Origin of the sequence: Streptomyces doebereineriae (genome assembly GCF_031845645.1) — a bacterium.
Taxonomy (GTDB): domain Bacteria; phylum Actinomycetota; class Actinomycetes; order Streptomycetales; family Streptomycetaceae; genus Streptomyces; species Streptomyces canus.
Map to the genome: position 1 here is coordinate 95260 of NZ_JAVREZ010000004.1, position 23540 is coordinate 118799.

Annotated in this window: 14 protein-coding genes; 3 read left to right on the forward strand and 11 right to left on the reverse strand. The window is 71.0% G+C overall.

Annotated features, from left to right (window positions below; all coding sequences use genetic code 11):
* Nucleotides 1-4: 4 nt before the first annotated feature.
* The 6 genes from RNB18_RS13375 to RNB18_RS13400 all read right to left on the reverse strand — a co-directional run bounded on the left by RNB18_RS13375 (nucleotide 5) and on the right by RNB18_RS13400 (nucleotide 10155).
* On the reverse strand, nucleotides 5-2194 hold the full coding sequence (locus tag RNB18_RS13375) for a glycosyl hydrolase family 95 catalytic domain-containing protein (RefSeq protein WP_311714340.1): 2190 nt from the start codon (nucleotides 2192-2194) through the stop codon (nucleotides 5-7).
* A complete protein-coding gene (locus tag RNB18_RS13380) occupies nucleotides 2191-4173 on the reverse strand; it encodes a beta-galactosidase (protein WP_311714341.1) in 1983 nt (660 codons plus the stop codon). The genes RNB18_RS13375 and RNB18_RS13380 overlap by 4 nt, the downstream gene beginning before the upstream one ends.
* Nucleotides 4173-6377 carry a WD40/YVTN/BNR-like repeat-containing protein gene (locus RNB18_RS13385; RefSeq protein WP_311714342.1) on the reverse strand — a complete coding sequence of 735 codons (2205 nt, stop codon included), beginning with the start codon at nucleotides 6375-6377 and terminating at the stop codon, nucleotides 4173-4175. The genes RNB18_RS13380 and RNB18_RS13385 overlap by 1 nt, the downstream gene beginning before the upstream one ends.
* A gap of 123 nt (nucleotides 6378-6500) precedes the next feature.
* The gene (locus RNB18_RS13390) at nucleotides 6501-7427 is read right to left on the reverse strand and encodes a carbohydrate ABC transporter permease (RefSeq protein WP_311714343.1); all 927 of its coding nucleotides are present in this window, start codon (nucleotides 7425-7427) and stop codon (nucleotides 6501-6503) included.
* Nucleotides 7424-8476 (reverse strand): ABC transporter permease, encoded by a 1053-nt coding sequence (locus tag RNB18_RS13395; RefSeq protein WP_062045870.1) that lies wholly within the window; start codon nucleotides 8474-8476, stop codon nucleotides 7424-7426. Before RNB18_RS13395 ends, RNB18_RS13390 begins: the two co-directional genes overlap by 4 nt.
* The gene (locus RNB18_RS13400; protein WP_311714344.1) at nucleotides 8476-10155 is read right to left on the reverse strand and encodes an extracellular solute-binding protein; all 1680 of its coding nucleotides are present in this window, start codon (nucleotides 10153-10155) and stop codon (nucleotides 8476-8478) included. The genes RNB18_RS13395 and RNB18_RS13400 overlap by 1 nt, the downstream gene beginning before the upstream one ends.
* A 326-nt stretch (nucleotides 10156-10481) precedes the next feature.
* On the opposite strand from RNB18_RS13400, the gene RNB18_RS13405 reads away from it, so the two are divergent.
* Complete coding sequence (locus RNB18_RS13405) at nucleotides 10482-13319, forward strand: glycoside hydrolase family 3 C-terminal domain-containing protein (RefSeq protein WP_311714345.1); 2838 nt, start codon at nucleotides 10482-10484, stop codon at nucleotides 13317-13319.
* A 110-nt stretch (nucleotides 13320-13429) separates the two neighbouring features.
* Here the strand turns inward: RNB18_RS13405 and RNB18_RS13410 are convergent, their stop codons facing one another.
* From RNB18_RS13410 to RNB18_RS13420, 3 genes are all read right to left on the reverse strand, one after another.
* Entirely contained in the window at nucleotides 13430-14875 is a 1446-nt protein-coding gene (locus RNB18_RS13410) for an aldehyde dehydrogenase family protein (RefSeq protein WP_311714346.1), read from the reverse strand.
* A 94-nt stretch (nucleotides 14876-14969) separates the two neighbouring features.
* Nucleotides 14970-16631: a PucR family transcriptional regulator gene (locus tag RNB18_RS13415; RefSeq protein WP_311714347.1), complete on the reverse strand. Its 1662-nt coding sequence runs from the start codon at nucleotides 16629-16631 to the stop codon at nucleotides 14970-14972.
* Nucleotides 16632-16737: 106 nt separating this feature from the next.
* Complete coding sequence (locus tag RNB18_RS13420; protein ID WP_311714348.1) at nucleotides 16738-18858, reverse strand: ATP-binding protein; 2121 nt, start codon at nucleotides 18856-18858, stop codon at nucleotides 16738-16740.
* Between the two features lie 226 nt (nucleotides 18859-19084).
* Between RNB18_RS13420 and gabT the strand changes: the two genes are divergently transcribed.
* Nucleotides 19085-20419 (forward strand): 4-aminobutyrate--2-oxoglutarate transaminase, encoded by a 1335-nt coding sequence (gene gabT, locus RNB18_RS13425; protein WP_311714349.1) that lies wholly within the window; start codon nucleotides 19085-19087, stop codon nucleotides 20417-20419.
* 216 nt (nucleotides 20420-20635) lie between these two features.
* A complete protein-coding gene (locus tag RNB18_RS13430; protein ID WP_311714757.1) occupies nucleotides 20636-21430 on the forward strand; it encodes a phosphatase PAP2 family protein in 795 nt (264 codons plus the stop codon).
* 130 nt (nucleotides 21431-21560) lie between these two features.
* On the opposite strand, the gene RNB18_RS13435 is transcribed toward RNB18_RS13430, so the two are convergent.
* Both RNB18_RS13435 and RNB18_RS13440 read right to left on the reverse strand, forming a co-directional pair.
* On the reverse strand, nucleotides 21561-22016 hold the full coding sequence (locus RNB18_RS13435) for a hypothetical protein (protein ID WP_311714350.1): 456 nt from the start codon (nucleotides 22014-22016) through the stop codon (nucleotides 21561-21563).
* Between the two features lie 120 nt (nucleotides 22017-22136).
* Complete coding sequence (locus RNB18_RS13440) at nucleotides 22137-23540, reverse strand: NAD(P)/FAD-dependent oxidoreductase (RefSeq protein ID WP_311714351.1); 1404 nt, start codon at nucleotides 23538-23540, stop codon at nucleotides 22137-22139.

The following is a 23540-nucleotide window of genomic DNA, read 5'->3' on the forward strand; positions in this document are numbered from 1 at the left end:
GTGGTTACCACGCCTCCAGACGAAGGACGTGGTCTTCTCCGGCGATGAGGTCGAGCGGCTCGGTGCCGGAGGAAGTCCGGAGTTCGACGCGGTGGGTGCGGGTGGGGCGCAGCACCGCGGTCGCTTCGGTGGGGTTCCAGGTGAGGTCGAGTGTGGCCCCGAACCTGGTGCGGATGCCCCGTAGTTCACCTCGGGGGCAGGTGGTCGGGACCGCCGGGAGCAGCACCAGCCGGTCCGGTGTCGACTGCACGAGCATCTCGACGAGGACGGCGGGCAGGGTGTGGGCGGCGTCCGCGTTGTAGACGTGCCGGTTCGGGTAGTGCGCGCTCATCAGCGAGGCGTGGAAGAAGTCGCCCTTGAGGACCTGGCCGAGGGCGTGCGCGACCCGTTCGCCGTCGCGCAGCCGGGCCGCGACGAGGGCGTGGTGGAGGTGGCCGTGGGCCGAGTCGTTCTCGGAGCCGCGCAGTTCGAGGGCGCGGTGGGCGGCCCGGGCGAGGTCGGGGGTGTCGTAGGGGGTGATCTCGTCGAGCGGCCAGACGCCGTAGAGGTGGCTGAGGTGGCGGTGGTCGTAGGTGTCGTCGAGGCCGGGCCAGGCCCATTCGGCGAGGGCTCCGTCGGCGTTGATCCGGTGCGGTGGGAGCCGGTCGGCGAGGGCCCGCCAGGCGTCCGCCTTCTCCGGGTGGTAGGCGGCGGCCGCGAGCAGGGCGTGCCGGGCGGCCGAGAGGTCCATGGCCGCGTTGATCGCGCCCCAACTGGCGTTCGCCGGGCGGTTCTCCGGCGAGTAGGAGGGGACGACGACGAGATGGCCGTCGGCGTCGGTGCGGGTGAGGAAGTCCTCGTAGAACAGGGCGACTTCGGCGAGCGCACGGGCGGTGCGCGGGTCCTGTTCGCCACGGGTCTCGTCGTGGTCGACGAGGGGCTTGAGCAGCCAGTCGGCGCCCGCGGTCCACAGATGCAGCGGGTACTCGCGGCTGAAGTGATAGGTCAGCCCGGACTCGCCGTCGGAGTGCGGCGGGGCCACGGCACCCCGGGTGCCGAAGATCTCGCGGGCGTTTTCCTGCCAGTCGGTCAACTGACGGTGAATCAGAGACGCGAGGGCTTCGGTGACTTCGGGCAGTGCCGCGCACGCGGCCGACGCGGTCTGGAGGTTGACGTTGGCGTCGTTGGTGAACGCTCCCGACCACGCCGTGTCCCAGTCGCCGGTCCACAGTCCGGTGAGGCGGGGCGGGAAGAGGCCGCTGGAGGAGAGCAGGTGGTAGCGGCCGGCGGCGAAGAGGCGTTCCAGGAGGGCGGGGCTGTCGGGCCGCTCGAGCAACTCCGAGCCCGGCAGGGCGCGTTCGGCGGGGTCGGCGGCGAGGTCGAGGGTGACGCGTTCGTAGGCGGGGCGGTGGGACTCGGTGTGACGGGCCAGGAGGCCGTCGTAGGGATCCTGCCGGTCGGTCAGCAGCTCGCCCAGGGCGCGGGCCTCGGCGAGCGCGTCCGGCTCGTCGGTGTGCCGCAGGACGCGGGTCAGCAGGAGGACGGAGTCCGCGCCGGTGATGCGGAGGCCGGGGGGCGTGAGTGTCGTACGGCCGCCCGTGACCACGACGAGGGTCACGCCGGTGTAGGCGCGGTCGCTGCCGGGGTAGCGGGCGCGCAGGGTGAGAAGGGCGCCCTCGGGGGTGAGTACGGCGCCGTGGCCGACGGCTAGGCCGTGCGGGGCGTTCGGGAGCCGGTGGTCGAGGGAGATGTCCAGGTCGGGGGTGGTGGTCTGGTGGACGATGACGTCGTCGGCCCGGGAGACGAAGACGCGGCTGAGGCGGCCGTCGTACTCCGTCTGCGCGACGCCGGTGGTGAAGTCGACGCAGCGGCGGTAGCCGGAGCCTTCGGCGGGGGCGGTCCGCCGCAGCCGGATCGCGAAGGCCGGGTGGAAGGGCTGTACCCACTGGAGCTCGCGCCGGTCGGTGAAGCTCTCGGCCGCGTGGAGGTCTCCGGCGAGCAACCGGTCCTGGAGCGCGGGGAGTTCGGCGGCGAGGCGGGGCGGGCGGGCATGTTCGGCGCCGTTGGGGCGGACGAGGGTGTGGTGGGTGACGAGGACCCGCTCGTCGTTCGGTTCGCCGAAGGGGAGAGCGCCGTGGTGGCCGTTGCCGCTGAGGAAGCCGTCCTCCCAGCGCGCCGCCGGTTCGGGTTCCCAGGTGCCGTGGACGAGGTTCATGTGCGCAGTACCGCCACGCCGTAGCGGTCCAGGGTGAGCCGGTCCGTGACGGCCGTTCCGGTCAGCAGGTCGTGGTGGGTGCCCGGCACCGGGACCGTCACCGGCTCGCGGCCGTGGTGGAGCAGGAAGAGCAGGTCACCGCGGCGGACGGCCTCCACCTGGTCGGGCAGTCCGTCGAGCACCGGTCGCGCGCCCGCACCCGTGGCGATCCCGGCGAGGAGCTCGCGCAGGGCGCCCGGCTCGGGCAGCGTCGAGAGGTACCAGGCGCGGCCCCTGCGCAGCACGGCGGGCAGCCCGTCGAGCTCACCGCCCTTGTACGAGGCCTCTGCTGCGGCGTCCTCGGTCTTGTCGATCTCCTCCGACCACAGGGTGCCGCGGAAGGTGTCGCAGTCCGCGTACTCCCCCGCGTCCAGCGGCCACCACTCGTGCAGGGTGCGGATGCCGAACAGTTCGCGCAGCCGGGTGTCCATGCCGCCGGGGCGCACCCGGTCGTCCTCGTCGGCGACACCGGTGAGGAATCCGGAGACGAGGGTGCCGCCCTGGCGGACGTAGGCGAGGAGGTTGTCGATCGCCGCGTCGGTGAGGGCGTACAGCTGGGGGACGACGACCACCTTGTAGGCGGTGAGGTCGTGTTCGGGGTGGGCGAAGTCGGTGGTGAGGTGGGCTTCCCAGAGCGCGCGGTGCCAGGCCTTGAGGACGTCGGGGTAGTCGACCTGATTGGAGAGGCGGCCGTCCTGGGCACCGGCCCACCAGGCATGCCAGTCGTGCAGGACGGCGACGTCATGGGCGGTGTGACGTCCCGTCACCTGTCCAGAGATCGCGGCGAGTTCGGCTCCGAGCCGCTTGATCTCCTGATAAGTGCGGCCCTCCTCTCCCGCGTGGCTGACCATTCCGGAGTGGAACTTCTCCGCGCCCTGCCGGGACTGGCGCCACTGGAAGTAGCAGACGGCGTCCGCACCGCGGGCGACGGCCTGCAGGGACCAAAGGCGGTTCAGGCCATGGGGTTTGGGGTGGTTCACGCCCCGCCAGTTGACCGGTCCGGCGGCCTGTTCCATCAGCATCCACGGCCCACGGGCCTGTGAGCGGGTCATGTCCTGGACGAGAGCGCCCTGTTGGGCCCCGAGCGGATCACGGGGGTCGGGATAGAGGTCGACGGAGACGACGTCCTCCTCCTCGGCCCAGCGCCAGGCGTCCTGGCCCACCCACAGCGGCATGAAGTTGCTGGTCACCGGGGTGTGCGGAGTCGCCAGGCGGACGATGTCCCGCTCGGCGAGGTAGCACTCGAGGAGCATGTCGGAGGTGAACCGCTTGAAGTCCAGTACCTGGCTGGGATTCTTCATGTAGTGGGCGTTGCGAGGCGTGTGGACCTCCGCCCAGTCGCCGTAGCCCTGGCTCCAGAAGGCGGTCCCCCAGGCGGAGTTGAGGGCGTCGAGGGAGCCGTACCGGTCCTGCAGCCAGGTCCGGAAGCGGGCGGCGGCCTCGTCGCTCCAGTCGTAGGTGCAGTACTCGTTGTTGATGTGCCACATCGTGAGGGCCGGGTGGCCGCCGTAGCGGGCGGCGAGGTCCTCGGTGATGGCTGCGGCGTAACGGCGGTAGGTGGCGCTGGAGTGCGAGAAGTGCTGGCGTCCGCCCCAGTACTCGGTGCGGCCGTCCTCGGTGACGGGCAGGGTGTCGGGGTGCAGGTGGCCCATCCACGGCGGTGGCGAGGAGGTGGGGGTGGCGAGGACGACTCCGATGCCGTTGTCGTGCATGAGGTCCATCAGCCGGTCCAGCCAGCCGAAGTCCCGCTCTCCCGGGCGGGGTTCGAGCTTCGCCCAGGAGAAGACCCCGAGGGTGACGGAGTTGACGCCGGCGGCCCTCATCAGCCGGACGTCCTCCGGCCAGGTCTCCTCGGGCCACTGCTCGGGGTTGTAGTCGCCGCCGTAGAGGATGCGGCCGCGGGTGGCGTCGCCCAGGTGCGGCCTCTTTTCCACGGCCATCAGACGGGCTCCCCGTACTGGATGCCCCGGCCGTTGGTGGCGATGTAGACGCGGCCGTACAGGCGCGGGTCGGCGGCGATGGTCGCGCCGATCCAGCCCCACTGGTGCCGGTCGTCGTTGACGCGCACCCAGGTCTTCGCGCCGTCGTCGGAGCGGTACACGCCGGTGATCGCCTCCGTGGCGCCGACTTGGTAGATCGCCGGGTAGTCGGCGCCCTTGGCCGCCTTGCCGAAGGCGAGGGTGTGCGAGGCCCAGCAGCTGGTGAGCTTGGTGAAGGTCGCTCCGCCGTCGGTGGACCGGTGGAGGCCGTTCGTCTTGGTGCTGAGCCACAGGTCGCCGGTGCGCCCGGGGGCCGCGGCCAGCTGGAACTGGCTGTCGCCGGAGGGCAGTCCGCTCGCGCGTCCGGTGAAGGTGAGGCCGCTGTCCGTGCTGGCGAACAGGGTGCCGGTGTCGGTGTCGTACGCGTAGAAGCGCGTCGGGTCGGCCGGGTCGGCGAGCGGGGTGGCGCCCTTGGGGTAGGTGGAGACCTCGGACCAGCTCGCTCCGTTGTCCGTGGAGCGCTGGGCGGGGTACTTGGTGCCGTCCCAGTGCACGAAGGTCCACAGCAGCACACTGCCGTCGCTGTTGGTGGCGATCGGCCCCGGCGCGTCCTTGGCGAGGGCGGGCTGGGTCGCGAAGGGCGCCCAGGACTTGCCGCCGTCGTTCGAGAAGGCGCCGTTGCCGTGGTCGCCGAAGCCCGTGCGGACGACGTACGAGGGCTTGGCCGCGGCCTGGGCGAGTCCCGTCGCCGATCCGAACACGGGGTTGGCCGCCATGCCCCGCGACGGAGATGCCGTGAGCCGCTCGTGGTACATCACTCCGACGTCCCCGAGACCGCTGAGCAGGTGCGCCTCCCCGGTCGGGGGCGAGATCAGCAGGCGTACGGAGGTCTCCTCCAGGCCGCGGATCTGCGGGGCCCAGTGCTTCAGGTCCCGGGTGCCGTAGAGGGTGGCGCCGGTGCCGTAGACGATGTGCTTCGAGTCGTACGGATCGACGGCGAGGGCCTGGATCCACCAGCCGAACTTGGCCGCGTCGGCCCCGAAGGTGAGGAACGGGGTCTCGGACACGTCGAGGACCGCGGACTCCTTGAGGGAGGTCCAGGTGCGGCCGCCGTTCGTGCTCCGGTACAGGGTGTCGACGGCCGCCCAGCGGTTGTTGGTGGAGACGACGACCGTGCCGGGCCGGCGGGCGTCGACAGCGACTCCGCCGTACCCGAAGGAGTCGGAGGAGCCGTCGCTCGTGGTCCCACCGGGCTTCACCGGCGTGACGTCGGTCCACTTCCCGCTCGCCGTGGCCAGCTTGTGCACACTGCCGTCGGACTGCCCGTTGGGGCCGGGCGCGTTGGCGTAGGTGACGTACAGCTCGCGGGTGTGGCAGTCGTAGGCGGCCCTGATCGGCACCTTGGCGGCGGCACCGGAGGGCTGCGCGGGGACGGCTTCCCAGGTGGTGCCGTCGGCGGTGCGGTACAGGTTGGCGGCAGTGCCGTCAGAGTCACCCCAGCCGGCGTAGACGCTACGGCCCGCGGCGACGAGGAGGGTGATGCCCTGGCCGGTGGCGCTCGGGGTGGCCGGGAAGCTCACGGCCTTCCAGGACGCGCCCCGGTCCGTGGACTTGAGCAGCCCGTCGTGTCTGGTCCCCAGCCACAGCGTGTCACTGTCCCGAGGATCGACGAGCAGCCGCTCCCCGGCCCCCCGCCCGTCCTCGTTCCCCCCGAGCTTCACGGTGAGATCGGTACGGGCCCAGGTGGCACCCCGGTCCTCGGACCGCAGGACCGCCCCGTTTCCGGCCCAGGGCTGGGCGTAGGTGCCGAGGGACAGATACACCCGGTTCGGGTGAGCGGGGTCGACGGCGATCGCCTCGACCCCGAGGAGGTTCCAGTCGTCCCAGCCGAGATCGTCGTTGAGCGGAATCCAGCGCGCGCTCCGGTCGTCCCAGCGATAGGCCCCGCCGATGTCGGTACGGGCGTAGGCGAGCCCCCGCACGGAGGGATGGAAGAGCACACCGGTGACGAACCCGGTGCCACCGATGACGGCGGTGCGCCAGCGGTAGGTCGGGGTGACCGAGGCGGCTTCCGCACGCCCTTGCAGGGAAGGAATGGTGGTGAGCGCGGCGGCAGCCGCGGTCCCGGCCAGAACAGCACGCCGGCTCAGCCTGGACGTAAGCATGACAAACCTCGCTCTGAACTAAGGGGAAGTAAGCCCACTCAGGGGCGCGGGGAACTGCGCGCCCAGCCACAACACACCCGCAGTCGCCGTCCGACAAAACCACCCCTCCGGGATGGCGAACGGTCAGCCCTTCACCGCACCCGTCAACATGCCCTTCTTGAAATGCCGCTGGACGAACGGAGACGCAACCGCGACAGGAATCAACGCCAGCACCATGACCGCCATCTGCAACCCCAGCGCCGACAACTGCCCCGTACGCACCGCCTGCTGAAGCCCCGTGGGGTTCGCCGTGTTCTTCTGGACCAGCTGAATGAGCACGTTCTGCAACGGCATCATGTCCTGATCGCTGAGATAGATGGACGCGTTGAACCAGGCACTCCAGTACCCGACCGCGTAGAACAGCGAGATCACGGCCAGCACGGCCCGCGACAGCGGCATGATGATCGTCAGCAGGATCCGCAGGTCACCGGCCCCGTCGATGCGCGCGGACTCGGTGAGCTCGGGCGAGATGCCCATGAAGAAGGCGCGCAGCACGAGGATGTTGAAGACGCTGACCGCGCTCGGCAGGATCAGCGACAGATAGGTGTCGGTGAGTCCCAGCGACTGCACCAGCAGGTAGGTCGGGATGAGCCCGGCGCCGAAGAACATCGTCGCCATCATGATGACCAGGAAGAGCCGGTGGCCCAGACTCCCCGGCCGCGACAGACCGTAGGCCGCCAGCACCGACACCGCCATGGAGAACACCGTGCCGGTGAGCGTGACCCCGACCGAGACCATGATGGCCCGGCTGACCTGGCCGCCGCTGAGCAGTTCGGTGTAGTTGACGAAGGTGATGCCCTGGGGAATCACGACCAGGCCACCGACCCGGTCGATCACCGGTTTCGGGGACAGGCTGGTGACGATCACGATCCACAGCGGGGCGAGCACCCCCAGGCAGCAGAGCGCGAGGAAGCCGCTCTTCGCGGTGATGCCGGCCTTGCTGGGCGGCTCCTCCCACACCGGGCGGGCGGGAGCCTTGAGACTGCGGACGAGCTGCGTGTTGAGGCTCACTTCTGGTACACCCCCTGCTCGCCGAGCAGGTGCGCGAACTTGTTCGCACCCAGCACGAGGCAGATTCCTATGACTCCCTTGACGAGGCCGACCGCGGCCGCGTAGCTGAAGTCGCCGTTCTGGATACCCATGTTCCACACATAGGTGTCGAGGACCTCGCTGGCCCCCGCGCCGACCGCGTCCCGCTGGAGGAGGAACTGCTCGAAGCCGACGCTGAGCGCGTCGCCGACCCGCAGCACCAGCAGCAGCGCGATCACCGGGCGCAGTGCGGGCAGCGTGACGTGCCACATGCGCCGCCAGCGCCCGGCGCCGTCCATCGCGGCGGCCTCGTACAGGTCGGTGCTGACCGCGGCCAGCGCGGCGAGGAAGACGATGATCCCCCAGCCGGCGTCCTTCCACACGGCCTGCGCGGTGACCAGGTACTTGAAGAGGTCCGCGTTGGTCATCAGGTCGAAGCCGCTCCAGCCGTGGTCCTCCAGGGTCTGGGCGATGATGCCCGCGCCGCCGAAGATCTGCTGGAAGACGGTGACGACGAGGACCCACGAGAAGAAGTGCGGCAGGTACATGATCGCCTGCGCCACGGCCCGCACCCGGGGCCGGATCACGCTGTTGATGAGCAGCGCGAGGGCGATGGGGATCGGGAAGAACAGCACCAACTGGAGCGCGAACAGCACGAGCGTGTTCTGCGTGGCGTCCCAGAACAGCGGGTCGTCGACCATCCGCGAGAACTGCTCCACCCCGACCCACGGGCTGTGGAAGATCGCCGTGATGCCGTTGCTCGAGACATAGGGGTCGTAGTCCTGGAAGGCGACGACGTTGCCCAGCAGCGGGACGTAGTTGAAGAGCAGGAGCAGGAGGATGACGGGCAGCGTCATCAGGATGAGCGCGCGGTCGCGGCGCAGCCGGACCCGGAAGGGGACCTTGCCGGCCTTGCTCGCCTTGCGCGGCACTCGCACCTTCGCCACCGCTGCGCCGACCGCGGCCGTCGGTTCCTCGACGGCCGCGGGAGGACGAGTCCCGTCGGGCCTGCTCCCGGCCGTGAGAGACATCAGTTGGCGCTGCCGTTCTTGTCGATGAGCTGCTTGTACCAGTCGCGCAGCTTGTCGCCGCCGGAGGACTTCCACGTGGAGATGGCCTGCTGGACGTCGGACAGCTTCTTGTTGCCGCGCACGTAGTCGATCTCGTACTGCTCGAACTGGCTGGAGAGGTTGGCGTAGCGGGTCGGCTCGACGATGTTCATGCCGAAGGTGGACGTCTTCTTCATGAACGCCCCCATCCGCTGCTGCCACTCGACCTGCTTGCGGGCGACCTCGGGGAAGTCGGGGTGGGCGTAGTAGGCGGCCGGTGCGGCCAGCATGACCCAGGCGTTGAGCACCTCGGAGTTGCCGAGGTCGTTCTTGAGCGGGACGCCGTCCTTGACCGTGTAGTGGGTGCCCTCGACGCCGTAGTCGACGAGCATCCGCTCCTTGGTGCCGTAGGGAGCGGCCGAGAAGTCGGCGGCGGCCAGCGCGTTCTCGATCGTCGTCTTCGAGGCGCCCTTGCGGATCAGCGACCAGATGGTGGCCGGCGACGAGGCGTACAGCTTGGGGTTGCCGCCGTTCGCACCGAAGAGGTCCATGGCGTCGATCACGAGGTCCGGGTTGGACTGGGCCTGTTCGGAGACCTTCCCGTACCAGTCGGCGATGTTGGTGCACCAGACCAGGGTCTGCCCGGCGGTGAACCGCTGACCCGGGTCGCCCGAGCGCGCCTTGTCGTCGGGGTGGACCACACCCGCGTCGTACAGCTTGCGGACCCACTCCAGCGCTTCCAGGTACTCGGGCTGCTCGATGCGGTACGTCAGCTTGCCGTCGGACCCGACGTCCCAGCCGATCGGCCCGGAACCGCGGACGCCGAAGAAGCTCCACGCCGACCAGGTCATGTCACCGCAGGCCCACACCTTGGCCTTGGAACTGGTGGCCTCCTTGGCCCAGCTCATGAACTCGTCGGCCGACTTGGGTACCGAGTAGCCCTTCTTGTCGAAGATGTCCTTGCGGTACAGGGGCGCGATCCAGTTCGCGGTGGCGGCGGGCATCGGGATGCCGCGCAGCGCGCCGCCGAAGATGCCCATGCGCCAGGCGTCGGAGGGGATCGCGGCCAGGTTCGGGTACTTCTTGACCTTGTCGCCCGCCAGGTAGGGACCGAGGTCCATGAACTTCGCGGTGACGGCGTTCGAGATCTTGCCGACCAGTTCCCAGCTCGGCACGACCACCATGTCGGGTATGGAGCTGGAGGCGAGGACGGCGCCGAGCTTCTGGCCGTAGGTGTTGCCGTCCTGGTTCTGCCAGGTGATCTTGGTGCCCGCGGCGGCGTCGAGTGCCGTGTAGTAGGCGCAGCCGGCCTTCGGCGGGGAGCCCCAGAACGGGGACATGATCTTGATGGGGGCGCCGGTGCCGAGCTTCTCCGGGACCGAGGTCTTGAGGGCGGCGAGGTCGACCTTGCCGGTGTAGCCGGCGGCCGAGCCGTTCTTGGACGGCAGGTCCGGGTTCGCGACCGTGCTGGCGACGAATGCCGGCAGCAGCTTGTCCGCGGCCTTGCCCGACGTGGTCCCTTCGCGCTCGCCGCTGTCCGAGCCGCCACAGGCGGCAAGCAGCGGCATCCCGCCCGCCACCGCTGCGGTGGCGACCGCGGTGGAGGCGAGGAAGCTTCTCCGGCTCGGCCCGGAGGAGGCGGAAGCGGCGTTCGGCGTCATTGCGTCAACCCTTCATGGCGCACCAGGACACCCGGCGGTGGAGCCGTCGGCTGCGGTGTCTTGAGTGGAACTGGCTGAGCTGAAGCGATGCTTCGACCGTGCGACGGAATCCGTAGTCGAAGCGCTTCGATGTTGCTGTGAGGTTAAGTGAACACCCAGGGGTGCACAAGGGTCGATCCCAAGATTCCTCCGTGGCATAAGGGGTGACCTTTTCTTATGCACCGCTTGAAGTGACGGTGTGGATCTCTTGACACCCGCCCCGGTGTCGAATGAGCATCGAAGCGCTTCGAAAGCATCGAACCGATCCATCGCAAGGGGATCCCCACGTGACCGCACACCCGCCGCACACACCACCGTTTCGCGATCCGCACCTGCCGTTCGCGAAGCGCATCGACGATCTGCTGTCGCGGCTGACCCTCGACGAGAAGACCGGATTCCTGCACCAGTTCGCCCCGGCCGTCGAACGGCTCGGCATTCCCGCGTTCCGCACCGGCCAGGAGGCGCTGCACGGCGTCGCGTGGATGGGACCTGCGACGGTGTTCCCGCAGGCGGTGGGCCTCGGCGCGACCTGGAACACCGATCTCGTGCGCCGGATCGGCGAGGCGGTGTCCAAGGAGGTCCGGGCGATGCGCGCCCGCGACGACAGGGTCGGCCTCAACATCTGGGCACCGACTGTCAATCTGCTCCGGCACCCGCTGTGGGGCCGCAACGAGGAGGGCTACTCGGAGGACCCGAAGCTCACCTCGGCCATCGCCACCGCCTACACCCACGGACTGCGCGGCGACCACCCCACGTACTGGCGCACCGCCCCGGTGCTCAAGCACTGGCTCGCCCACAACAACGAGACGGACCGGGCCACTTCGTCGAGCTCGGTGCGTCCGCGCGTGCTGCACGAGTACGACCTGCGCGCCTTCCGCGAGACGGTCGAGGCGGGCGCGGTGGCCGGGGTGATGCCGGCGTACAACCTGGTCAACGGCCGCCCCAACCACGTATCGCCGTATCTGCGCGAGCACTTGCGCGCCTGGACCGACGAGGAGCTGCTGGTCTGCTCGGACGCGGGCGCGCCCTCCAACCTGGTCGACCACGAGCACTACTTCGACACCCACGAGGAGGCCACCGCGGCCTCCCTGCGGGCCGGCGTCGACAGCTTCACCGACCACGGCACGGACAGCTCGCAGATGGTCGGGCGGATCCGGAAGGCCTACGAGCAGGGCCTGCTGACCGAGGCCGACATCGACACCGCGGTCCGCCGGCAGCTCGCGATCCGCTTCCGGCTCGGTGAGTTCGACCCGCACTACGACCCGCACGCCGACGTCAAGGACTTCGACACCCCGGCACACCGCGCGCTCGCCCAGGAGGCCGCCGAGCAGGCGATCGTGCTGCTCAGGAACGACGGCGTGCTCCCGCTCGCCCCCGGCACCCGGCTCGCCGTGGTCGGCCTGCTCGCCGACGAGTGCAAGCTCGACTGGTACAGCGGCACGCTCCTTCACCGCTCCACCCCGCTGGAGGGGCTGTACGAACGGTTCGGCGCCGAGCGGGTGGAGTTCGCCGAGGGTGTGGACCGGGTCCGGCTGAAGACCTCCGCCGGGACGTTTCTGCATGTCCTGGCCTCCGAAGAGGGTGAGGACGAGGCGCGCGGTGCCGAGGGCGCCCTGGACCCGGCGCTGCTCGCGGGCCGCACGGACCTGCCCCCGCTGACGACCGATGCGACCGGCACCGAGTTCGCGCTGATCGACTGGGACGAGGGCGTCCTCACGCTCCGCGCCCCCGACGGCCGCTATCTCTCCGTCGCCGAGGACGGCTACCTGCGCGCCTCCGCCGACCAGCCGGGAGGCTGGGTCGTCCAGGAGACCTTCCGCCTGGAACCGCACGCGAACGGTCACCTCCTCAGGCACATCGGCACGGGCCGCCACGTCACTGTCGCCGCGGACGGAGTGAAGGTTGCCGACGAGAACGCGGAAACTTTCGAGCTGATCATCGCCGAATGCGGCGAGGACGCAGTGACCCGCGTCACGTCCGAGGCCGACGTGGTCCTGGTCGTCGCGGGCAACGATCCGCACATCAACGGCCGCGAGACCGAGGACCGGGCGTCCCTGCGGCTCCCCGCCCACCAGGAGCGCCTGCTGCGGGCGGCGCGCGCCGCCAACCCCCGCACGGTCCTGGCCCTGGTCTCGGCCTACCCCTACGCGGTCGACACGTCCGACCTGGCCGCGGCGCTCTGGACGGCCCACGGCGGCCAGGCGGCCGGCACCGCCCTGGCCCGCGTCCTGGCCGGGGACGTCTCTCCCGCGGGCCGCCTCCCCCAGACCTGGTACGAGAACGACGCCGACCTCCCCGGGCTCCTCGACTACGACGTCATCGGCAGCCGCCAGACGTACCTGTACTTCGAGGGCACGCCCCTGTTCCCGTTCGGCCACGGACTGTCGTACACGTCCTTCTCGTACGGCGACCTCACCTCCCGTGTGACCGAAGGGACGCTGCATGTCTCGTTCGCGATCACGAACACCGGTGACGTGACCGCCGACGAGGTCGCCCAGCTCTACACCCGCGCGGTGGACCCGGCACTCCCCCGCCCGCGCCGCGAACTCGTGGCGCACCGGCGCGTGACGCTCTCCCCGGGTGCCCGGGAGGAGCTGTCCTTCGAAGTCCCCTTGCGCTCCTTCGAGTTCTGGGACGTGACGCAGGGCCGCTCGCGCCTGGAGCCGGGCCCGTACGAGCTGCTGGCCGGTGCCTCCAGCGAGGACATCCGGCTGCGGACGACGGTCCTGCTCGACGGCGAGCCCGGCGCACCGCGCCCCGTGCTCCAACGGGGCCTGGAGGGCGCGGACTTCGACGAGCAGAGCGGCGTCGAGATCGTCGACCGGACGAGGACGGCGGGCGACGCGGTGACGGCGGGCGAGGGCCGTACCGGCGAACTCGTCTACCGGGACTGCGACTTCGGGGACGGCGTCTCCGAGGTCACCATGACGGTCTCCGGCGAGGGCGCGGTCGAACTGTCGCTGGACGGGGGCACGGTGCTCGCCGCAGTGCAGGTGGAGGAATCCGACTCCGGACCGTACGACTACACCACGCTCGGCGCCGGAATCGTCGCCGAGGGCGTGCACGACGTGCACCTCAGGCTGCGCGGCCCACTGCGGCTCGCGCATGTCGGCTTCTCCGGCTGAGGGTCCGGAGCGGCTGACGACAAGAAGAGGCCCGGCACCGGAAGGCATCGGTGCCGGGCCTCTTCGTGAACCCTATATGGAAATGGTTCCCATTAGCTAGAGAGCTTTGGCTAGAGGGCGAGCCCCGTCAGCACCAGCACCCGCTCGTACGTGTAGTCGTCCATCGCGAACTTCACGCCCTCGCGGCCCACACCGGACTGCTTGACGCCGCCGTACGGCATCTGGTCGGCGCGGTAGGAGGGCACGTCGCCGACGACCACGCCACCGACCTCCAGCGCGCGGTGGGCACGGAAGGCGGCCTGCAGGTCGTGGGTGAACACGCCTGCCTGGAGCCCGTACTTGGAGGCGTTGACGGCGGCGAACGCCGCGGCCTCGCCGTCGGCCTTCTGCACGGTGAGGACGGGACCGAAGACCTCCTCGCAGGAGATCGTCGTGTCGGCCGGGACGTCGGCGAGAACGGTCGGCGCGTAGGAGGCACCGTCGCGGTCGCCCCCGGTGAGCAGGGTGGCGCCCGCCTCGACGGCCTCCTTCACCCACGCCTCGACGCGTACCGCCGCGTCCTCGCTGACCAACGGGCCGACGTCGGTCCTGTCGTCGCCCGGGTCGCCGGTGACCTGGGCCTCGACGGCGGCGACGATCCGTGGGAGCAGCCGGTCGTACACCGACGCGTCGGCGATCACGCGCTGCACCGAGATGCAGGACTGGCCGCCCTGGTAGTTGGAGAAGGTCGCGATGCGGGTCGCGGCCCAGTCGAGGTCCTCGTCGCTCGCGTAGTCGCCGAGAACGACCGCCGCGCCGTTGCCGCCGAGCTCCAGGGTGCAGTGTTTGCGCGGCACCGAGTCCATGATCGCGTAACCGACCTTCTCGGAACCGGTGAAGGAGATCACGGGCAGGCGCTCGTCCTGGACGAGGGCGGGCATCCGGTCGTTCGGGACGGGCAGGATGCTCCAGGAACCGGCGGGCAGCTCGGTCTCGGCCAGGAGGTCGCCGATGATCAGCCCGGAGAGCGGGGTGGCGGGGGCCGGCTTCAGGATGATCGGGGCGCCGGCCGCGATCGCCGGGGCGATCTTGTGGGCGCAGAGGTTGAGCGGGAAGTTGAAGGGCGCGATACCGAGCACGACACCCTTCGGGAAGCGCCGGGTCAGCGCGAGGCGCCCCTGACCGCCCAGGTCGGTGTCGAGGCGCTGGGCCTCACCGCCGTTGAACCGCCGGGCCTCCTCCGCGGCGAACCGGAACACGGAGACGGCACGGCCGACCTCCCCCCGGGCCCACTTGATCGGCTTGCCGTTCTCGGCGGAGATCAGCTGCGCGATCTCCTCGGTGCGTTCGACGAGCCTGCGGCTGACGTGGTCGAGGGCGGCGGCGCGGACGTGGGCGGGAGTGGCGGCGAACTCGTCCCGTACGGCGTACGCGGCGGCCACGGCCTCCTCGATCTGCTCGTCGTCCGGCACGGCGACCCTGCCCACGAGCCGGCCGTCCCACGGGGAGGTGACGTCGAAGGTGTCCTCGCCGGTGACCCGGCGGCCGGCGAGCCAGAAGGCGTGGGTGGAAGTCATGACTCCACGGTAGGGCCGCGAGGGCGGTATCGAATTTGTCCGGGGTGTAGCAGTGGGGCACTCGGACACTCCGGTTCGGCGCTCCCGGCGGTGTCTACTCCGCCGACGTCGTCGCCTTCAACGCCAGCCACAGCTCCATCCGCACATCGGGATCGTCCAGCGACCGGCCGAGGATCTCCTCGACCCGCCGCATCCGGTACCGCAGCGTGTGCCGGTGGACGCCGAGGTCCGCGGCCGCCGCGTCCCACTGGCCGTGCCGGGAGAGCCAGGCCCGCAGCGAGGCGACCAGGTCGCCCCGGCCGGTCGCGTCGTGCTCGTACAGGGGCCGCAGCAGCCCGTCCGCGAAGGCCCGTACCGCGTCGTCGGCGAGCAGCGGCAGCACCGACCCGGAGGCCAGCTGCTCGTGCTCGACGTACACCCGGCCCCGTCGCCGGGCGACCGACAGTGCCTGTTCGGCCTGCTTGTAGGCGGCCGCGGCGGCGATCGGTCCCACGGGGGCGGACACGCCGACGACCAGTTCGTCCTCGTCCCCGGCGCTCGCCTGTTCGCGTGTCCGCGCCGCTTCCAGCGCCACCGCGTACTCGCCGCACGCGGTGACGGCGGCCCCGCCGTCCGCGGCCAGCACCACCAGCCGCTCCCGCTCGGGGACCACGAGCACGGCCTCGCCGGAGCGGGCCGCAGCGGACTCCACGACCTCGGTGAGCGCCTCGAGCGGATCGCCGTTCGTGTCGGCGGCCGCGGCGAGCCCGGCGGCGGACGGGACCCGGGTGGGGGCGTCGGCGGCGATCCGCACGGACGACACGGCGACCGTCTCCGCCACGATCAGCCGGAAGGGCGCGTCCAGGAGCCCGCCGTACAGATCGCCCGCGACCGTGCGCCCGTGCTCCGGCTCGCCCGCGAGCAGCATCCGCAGCACCGCCGCCCCGATCCGCTGTTCGGCCGCCTGCAGGGAGCGGGACCGCTCGGTCGTGAGCGTCAGCAGCGCGATCGCCGAGTGCACCGCGTACCGCTCCGCCGTACCGAGCGCCGCGGCCGTCCCCACCGCCAGCGCGGACCGCGGTCGTCGCCCGGTGCCCAGGGAGTGCAGCTCCACACGGTCGTCGTTGTCAGAAGTGCCGGACCCCCCGACCACGGAAGAGGCGGGCGCGGGCCGTTCCCGCAGCCGTTCCACGTCGGCGGTGAGGCGCGCGGCCCGGCGGCCGGCCCACTCCGGCGCGGTGGCGACGACGGCGCCCGAGGCGTCGTAGAGCGCCGCCCAGCCGTCCACCTGGGAGGCGAGCGCGGCGAGCAGCCCCTCCGGGCCGCCGGTCAGGGCCTGCTTGGTCAGTTCGCGCTGGGCGGCGAAGCCCGCGGTGACGGACCGGTACTGGTCGGCGGCGATCGCCGCGGACACGGCCTTGCTGATCGCGAGGAAAGGAGTGCGGCGCGGCACCTCGAGCAGCGGGAGCCCCTCCTCGCGGGCCGCCTCGACGAGGGCCCCGGGGATCTCGTCGTAGTTGACCCCGACGGCGAACCCGAGCCCCACCACCCCCGCACCGGCAAGCCGCTTCACATACCGCCGCATCGCCTCCGGATCCTCCGCGTCCAGCTTCAGCGCGGTGATCAGCAGCAGCTCCCCGCCCTCCATGTAGGGAACGGGATCGGCCAGCTCGCTGACGTGCGCCCAGCGGACCGGGACGTCCAGCCGGTCCTCGCCCGCGCGCACGGTCAGCTTGAGCGCGGAGTGATGGACGAGCGAGGCGAGGGTGGGTGGCATGAGGCCCGGGACCTTCGGAGAGAAGTGCGCAGAGGTGTGATCCTTTGGCCGCCGTGTATGAACGACCCGTGACGATTCTGCCTCACTGTACGGTCCTCAGCTCACGTCATCCCCGCAGGTCCACCAGCAGCGGCGGCGCGTGCTCGCCCTTCACCGTGGTCAGCGACAGCACCGCGTGCCCCGGCGGCACCCCGTGCGCGAGCTCGGACGCGGACCACCGCTCCCGCTCGACCTGCCGCACGGTCACCGCCCGCGCGGTCGGCGCCTTGCCGGTGATGACCCGGCGCACCGCGTGCAGCACCTTGCCGGCCGGGGTCTCGGCGATGATCTGCCGGTCGGTGACGTCCCGCGCCTCGATCCACTCCTTGCCCCACACCTCGGCGAAGTCCTGCCCGTCCCACGGGGTGAGCCCGGACAGCGCCATCCGGCACCCGGTGGCCCCGAGCAGGGGCCCGCGCAGCGGCCGCGGTACGTCGTCCAGCGTCCGCAGCGTCAGCACCACTCCCGCGTTGCCGGACCGCAGCCGCTGGACGCCCCGTACGGCTTCGGGCGTCACGACCCCCGTGGCGTCGTCGATGACCAGGCAGGCGAACAGCGACCTGTCCTCCCGCACCGCGACGCTCGCCGTGAACTGTGCGAGCACCAGCCGCGCCAGCATCCGCGAGGCGTCGGCGTGCCCGCGCTGGGGCAGGTCGATCCGGACCCGGACGGGGTGGTCGAGGGCCTTCAGCGAGAACGGCCGCGACTGTCCGGACGTGTCGAAGAACCCCGCGAAGGCGGGCCGGTCGAGCAGCGCGACCCGGTCCGCGAGGATGCCCCCCACATCCCCCGGATTCCCCATCTGCCGCTCCCGCGCGTCGAGTTCACGCAGCAGCGACTCCTGCCGGGAGTCCTCGAGCCCCTTGCGCAGCGCGGCCATCGGCCCCGGCGCCCCGTCGAGCAGCTGCCGCAGCTCCGGTACGGAGGGGAAGCGGCCGTGGACCGACCGGAACGGTCCGAGGAGCTGGGCGAGCACGGTGGTGGACCGGCGGGTGTCGCCCCCCTGATGAGGCTCGGCGAGGTCCCCGACGAGCGCCTCGGCGAGCACGGCCGCGGCTTCGTCCGGATCGGAGGTACCGCCGTACAGGTCGAGGTCGTACACCGACTCCGGATTCCCGATCTGTACGACGACGTCGTAGGCGTCGGCCGGTCCGAGCCCCGCGCCCGCGGCTCCGATCACCACGACGGCGGCCCGTCCGGCGAGGGCGTGCAGACACAGCGACTCGGCGAGCGGCCTGATGACGGTCCCGGTCTTCCCGGACCCGGCCGGCCCCACGGCGAGCAGCGAGGTACCGAGCAGCTCGGGCCCGAGCCCGAGCCCGGTCCCCCGATAGGCGTACGGATTACGGGCGTCGTCGGCGGTCGTGCCCAGCCGCACCTGCCCGGTGAGGAGATCGTGCCGAGCCAGCCGAGTGGGCAGATCCCGCTCCCCGGAGGGGTGCAGACAGGCAGCTGCCCCGTCCTGGAGCACGGCCCCGGTGAACGTGCCAAGCCCGAACCGCCCACTGCGCACGCCCTGCCAGGCACGGGCGATGCGGGCGTGGTCGACGTCGCGCATCTGCCCGGCCCTGGCCTCGGCGGCGAGCCGCTCGGCGGCGTCGACGGCACCGGCAGCGCGGAGCTGGGGCCATTCGGCGGGATCCTGTTCGGGGGCGGGCGGCGGCTCTTGTGCGGGCACGGCCCCACGCCAGGCGGGGGGGCCGAAGCGGCGCCAGACCTCGCCCCAGCGACCGAGCTTGCCCACGACGACCATGATGATCAACGCGACGAGCACCTTGTAACCCGTGTAGAGAAGGGCGGTGCCCGTCCGGCCGAGGGCGCCGTCGGGGCCGCGCCAGGAGTCAGGAGTGATCAGAAGAAGCGGAACCCACCACCATTGGCCGACATAACCGTTCTGGAGCAGCGACCAGACGAGCCAGCCGACGAGGAACGCGATCAACGCGCCACTGATCAACTGGCGGCCGGGAATCAGTGCCGGTTCCGCCTCCGGCCGGGGCCGGTGTCCGAACCGCCACACCCCGGGCAGCGTCTCGGGCCGTGGCGTCCGCAGCCACGTCAGGAACGCCGAGTTGTCCGGCAGTGGTGGCCTCCCAGGCGCCTGGGAGGGCATCGGCGGCATATCGGACCGTGCCCGTGGCACAGGATTCGCATGCGTACCCCGCGCGTCCCGCGTCCCGTCGCTGTCCATCGCCCCTGCTCCCTGACCAGCCGTTCCGTCCACCATCAGCGGTCAATCTAACGCCACCGCCAAGGGAGTTCACTGCTTACGTGGCCGGGCGTCGCGGTCGGCGCCATGTCCACCGCGGACAACCCGATCTCCTGACAACGCCCACATGGAGCATGCCCACCGCCCGGTCCCCGGCCTAGCCTGCGAGAAAAGAAGGTAAGCGTCAGCACCACCCCAGGAGCCCCTCATGACCGCACTGCCGCAGGAGCGCCGCCTCGTCACCGCCATCCCCGGACCCAAGTCGCAGGAGCTGCAGGCCCGCCGGGTCGCCGCGGTCGCGCAGGGTGTGGGGTCCGTGCTGCCCGTCTTCACGGCGCGCGCGGGCGGCGGGATCGTCGAGGACGTCGACGGGAACCGGCTGATCGACTTCGGTTCGGGCATCGCCGTGACCTCCGTCGGCGCCTCCGCCGAGGCCGTCGTACGCCGAGCCTCCGCCCAGCTGGCCGACTTCACCCACACCTGTTTCATGGTCACCCCGTACGAGGGCTATGTGGAGGTCGCCGAGGCCCTCGCCGAGCTCACCCCGGGTGACCACGCCAAGAAGTCGGCCCTGTTCAACAGCGGCGCCGAGGCTGTGGAGAACGCCGTCAAGATCGCTCGCGCACACACCAAGCGGCAGGCCGTCGTCGTCTTCGACCACGGCTACCACGGCCGCACCAACCTCACCATGGCACTGACCGCGAAGAACATGCCGTACAAGCACGGCTTCGGCCCGTTCGCGCCCGAGGTCTACCGTGTCCCGGTGGCCTACGGCTACCGCTGGCCGACCGGCCCGGAGAACGCGGGCCCCGAGGCCGCCGCGCAGGCCATCGACCAGATCACCAAGCAGGTCGGCCCGGAGAACGTCGCCGCGATCATCATCGAGCCGGTGCTCGGCGAGGGCGGCTTCATCGAGCCCGCGAAGGGCTTCCTGCCGGCCATCAGTAAGTTCGCCGCCGACAACGGCATCGTCTTCGTCGCCGACGAGATCCAGTCCGGCTTCTGCCGCACCGGCCAGTGGTTCGCCTGCGAGGACGAGGGCATCGTCCCGGACCTGATCACCACGGCGAAGGGCATCGCGGGCGGTCTGCCGCTCGCCGCCGTCACCGGCCGCGCCGAGATCATGGACGCCGCCCACGCCGGCGGCCTCGGCGGCACCTACGGCGGCAACCCGGTGGCCTGCGCGGGCGCGCTCGGCTCGATCGAGACGATGAAGGAGCTCGACCTCAACGCCAGGGCGAAGAACATCGAGACGGTCATGAAGGCCCGTCTCACCGCCATGGCGGACAAGTTCGACGTCATCGGCGACATCCGCGGCCGCGGCGCCATGATCGCCATCGAGCTCGTCAAGGACCGTACGACCAAGGAGCCGAACCCGGAGGCGACCGCCGCGCTCGCCAAGGCCTGCCACCAGGAGGGCCTGCTGGTCCTGACCTGTGGCACCTACGGCAACGTCCTGCGCTTCCTGCCCCCGCTCGTCATCGGCGAGGACCTGCTCAACGAGGGCCTCGACATCATCGAGCAGGCGTTCACCCGTATCTGAGGAGAAACGCAGCAGGTCGGAAGCGGACTCGCACCTTCCGACACCAGCCGTCCCAGGGCTGACATCCCCCGGGATTCCGGTGCTGCGGTGGCGAACGGCAGAGGGTGTGAAGAAGGTGTGCGAGGTGGTTGTGAGGATGCGATTCTGCCTGTCGTACGCCGCCACCCTGCCGTAGGTTCTACCCAGATGAGAGATACACCCCGCCCACAGGGGACTGTGGGCGACATCAGGCCGGGGCCTCCCCAGCTTCGACCTGGTCGTGCCCTCGCGCACACAACTGGAGCTTCCGGCTCCGGATCTCCTCACCGATCGGACAGTCGCCCGCCCCAAACCCCCCGGGGCGGCCGACCATCCGATCCGATCGGCCGCCCCGGAACCACCCCCCCTGTTCCGGGGCGGCCGGCCTTTCTCATCTTCCTTCTCGGAAGCGCGGTCCTCCTCTTCGCCCTGATCACCTGGCAGGTCGTCGAGGACGGGCCGCTTCTGCGCGTCGACGAGCGGGTCAGCCGCGCACTGGTCCACCCTGACCTCGCCTCGGCGGGCCTCGCGGACCTGGGCAATGTCGAGATCGCGGTTCCGGTCCTGGTCGCGGCCCTCCTCTGGTCGGCCCGGCGGGCCCGCCGCATGGGTACAGACCGCTGGTGGCTGCCGCCCACCGCGGCGGCCGTCCTGATGGCACTGGTCCCGGCCCTGGTGGTCCCCCTCAAGGAGCTCACCGCCCGCTCGGGCACCCCCGTCGTCCCGCCGGGTACCGGCTACTACCCCTCGGGCCACACCGCCACGGCCGCCATCGCCTACGGCGCCGCCACCCTGCTCGTCCTCCCCTGGCTCCGCACCACCCGCGCCCGCCGCGCACTCGTCATCCTCTACGGCCTTCTCGTTCTCGGTGTCTCCTTCGGCCTGGTCCGCCGCGGCTGGCACTGGCCCCTGGACGTGGTGGCCAGCTGGTGCCTCTGCACGGTCCTGATGCTCGGGTTCTGGCTCTTCCTGGCGCGGCTCGGCCGCCGCTGAACTCCTGGGCACACTGGGCGTTGTCGCTGCCGGCGGGGACGCCCGCAGCGCCGAACTCCCACTGCGCACAGGACTCTCCGGTCCACGTCGGCCGCACGGGCGGCCGCCGACGGCGCGGTGGTACGTCGGTTCAGCCGTTGCCCTCCGTCGCCAGGCCCGCCGCCGCCTCGTGCATCGCCAGTTCGAGCAGCGCCGGATCCACGAGAATGCCGGAGCCGTCCGGCGGGACCAGCCAGCGCACCCCTCCCCCCGCCACCCGGCCCGGGTACGGCACGACGATCCAGGTGCCGGCACCTGCCGTACGGATACCGGTGCCGAGCCAGCGGGCCGCGGTGCCCGGCGGCACGAAGAAGCCCATCCGCGCGTCGCCGAAGTCGACGAGCACCGGGCCGAGCCGGTCGAGGATGCGGGTGAGGACGTCGAGCGTCGGGTAGCCGAGTTCGCCCGGCAGAATCAGTACGTCCCAGGCCTTGCCGGCCGGAAGCAGCGCGACCCCGAGGGGGTTGCGCTCCCACTCCCAGCGGCAGGCCTCGGGATCCGGTGCGACGGATGCCAGCCATTCGACCGCCGTCTTCGCCCCAGTCATGACAGGACCTCCCTTTCTCTCATCGACGTTGATCACGCCACGAGAGAGAGGAAGGTCTCCTGCCGAGCATTACGCGGGTTATGACCACCCGTTGGAGTGAATCAGATCACATACGACCGTTCAGCTGTCGAATCCCAGACCGAGCTTGTCCATGGTCCGCAGCCACAGGTTGCGCCGCCCGCCGTGCGCGTCGGCACGGGCCAGCGACCACTTGGTCAGGGCGATACCCGTCCAGGCGAAGGGCTCCGGCGGGAAGGGCAGCGGCTTCTTGCGGACCATCTCCAGCGAGGTCCGCTCGGTGCTCTCCCCGGCCAGCAGGTCCAGCATCACGTCCGCCCCGAACCGGGTCGCACCGACGCCGAGACCCGTGTAGCCGGCCGCGTACGCCACCTTGCCCTGGTGCGCGGTGCCGTAGAACGCGGAGAACCGCGAGCAGGTGTCGATCGCGCCGCCCCACGCGTGCGTGAAGCGGACGCCCTCCAGCTGCGGGAAGCAGGTGAAGAAGTGCCCGGCGAGCCTGGCGTACGTCTCCGGCCGGTCGTCGTACTCGGCCCGCACCCGGCCGCCGTACTGGTAGACCGCGTCGTAACCGCCCCACAGGATGCGGTTGTCGGCGGAGAGCCGGAAGTAGTGGAACTGGTTGGCGCTGTCGCCCAGGCCCTGCCGGTTCTTCCAGCCGATCGCCTCGATCTGCTCGTCGCTCAGCGGCTCGGTCATCAGGGCGTAGTCGTAGACCGGCACGGTGTACGCCCGCACCCGCTTGACCAGGCTCGGGAAGATGTTCGTGCCGAGCGCGACCTTCCGGGCCCGGACCGAACCGTACGGCGTGCGTACGGCCATGCCGGCGCCGTACGACTTCAGGTCCAGTGCGGGCGTGTGCTCGTAGATCCGGACACCGAGTCCCAGACACGCCCGCTTCAGGCCCCAGACGAGCTTGGCCGGGTTGACCATGGCCACGCCCCGGCGGTCCCACAGCCCCGCCTCGAAGGTCGGCGAGTCCACCTGCTTCCGCACCGCGTCGGCGTCCAGGAAGTCGACTCCGTCGGCGAGGCCCTTCTCCTGGAGCTCCTCGTACCAGTCGCGCAGTTCCCGGGCCTGGTACGCCTCGGTCGCCACGTCGATCTCCCCGGTGCGCTCGAACTCGCAGTCGAGGTCGTGCCGGGCGACCGCCTTCTCGATCTCGTCGAGGTTGCGGGCGCCCAGCTCCTGGAGCCTGTGGATCTCGTCCGGCCAGCGGGTCAGCCCGTTGGGCAGACCGTGGGTGAGGGAGGCGGCACAGAAGCCGCCGTTGCGACCGGAGGCGGCCCAGCCCACCTCACGGCCTTCCAGCAGGACCACGTCCCGCTGCGGGTCACGCTCTTTCGCGTTGAGCGCGGTCCACAGCCCGCTGTAGCCACCGCCGACGACCAGCAGGTCGCAGGTCTCGGCGCCGGTGAGGGCCGGCTCGGGGCGGGGCCTGCCGGGGTCGTCCAGCCAGTACGGGACCGGCCGGACTTCGGAAAGTGCCTTTGTCCAACGGCTCAT

Excerpts from the sequence above, each read along its gene's own strand:
- gabT (WP_311714349.1), top strand. The coding sequence starts at position 19,085 with ATGACCGCACTGCCGCAGGAGCGCCGCCTCGTCACCGCCATCCCCGGA.
- RNB18_RS13440 (WP_311714351.1), bottom strand. The coding sequence starts at position 23,540 with ATGAGCCGTTGGACAAAGGCACTTTCCGAAGTCCGGCCGGTCCCGTAC.
- RNB18_RS13395 (WP_062045870.1), bottom strand. The coding sequence starts at position 8,476 with ATGTCTCTCACGGCCGGGAGCAGGCCCGACGGGACTCGTCCTCCCGCG.
- RNB18_RS13375 (WP_311714340.1), bottom strand. The coding sequence starts at position 2,194 with ATGAACCTCGTCCACGGCACCTGGGAACCCGAACCGGCGGCGCGCTGG.
- RNB18_RS13420 (WP_311714348.1), bottom strand. The coding sequence starts at position 18,858 with ATGGACAGCGACGGGACGCGGGACGCGCGGGGTACGCATGCGAATCCT.
- RNB18_RS13385 (WP_311714342.1), bottom strand. The coding sequence starts at position 6,377 with ATGCTTACGTCCAGGCTGAGCCGGCGTGCTGTTCTGGCCGGGACCGCG.
- RNB18_RS13410 (WP_311714346.1), bottom strand. The coding sequence starts at position 14,875 with ATGACTTCCACCCACGCCTTCTGGCTCGCCGGCCGCCGGGTCACCGGC.
- RNB18_RS13400 (WP_311714344.1), bottom strand. The coding sequence starts at position 10,155 with ATGACGCCGAACGCCGCTTCCGCCTCCTCCGGGCCGAGCCGGAGAAGC.
- RNB18_RS13380 (WP_311714341.1), bottom strand. The coding sequence starts at position 4,173 with ATGGCCGTGGAAAAGAGGCCGCACCTGGGCGACGCCACCCGCGGCCGC.
- RNB18_RS13435 (WP_311714350.1), bottom strand. The coding sequence starts at position 22,016 with ATGACTGGGGCGAAGACGGCGGTCGAATGGCTGGCATCCGTCGCACCG.
- RNB18_RS13415 (WP_311714347.1), bottom strand. The coding sequence starts at position 16,631 with ATGCCACCCACCCTCGCCTCGCTCGTCCATCACTCCGCGCTCAAGCTG.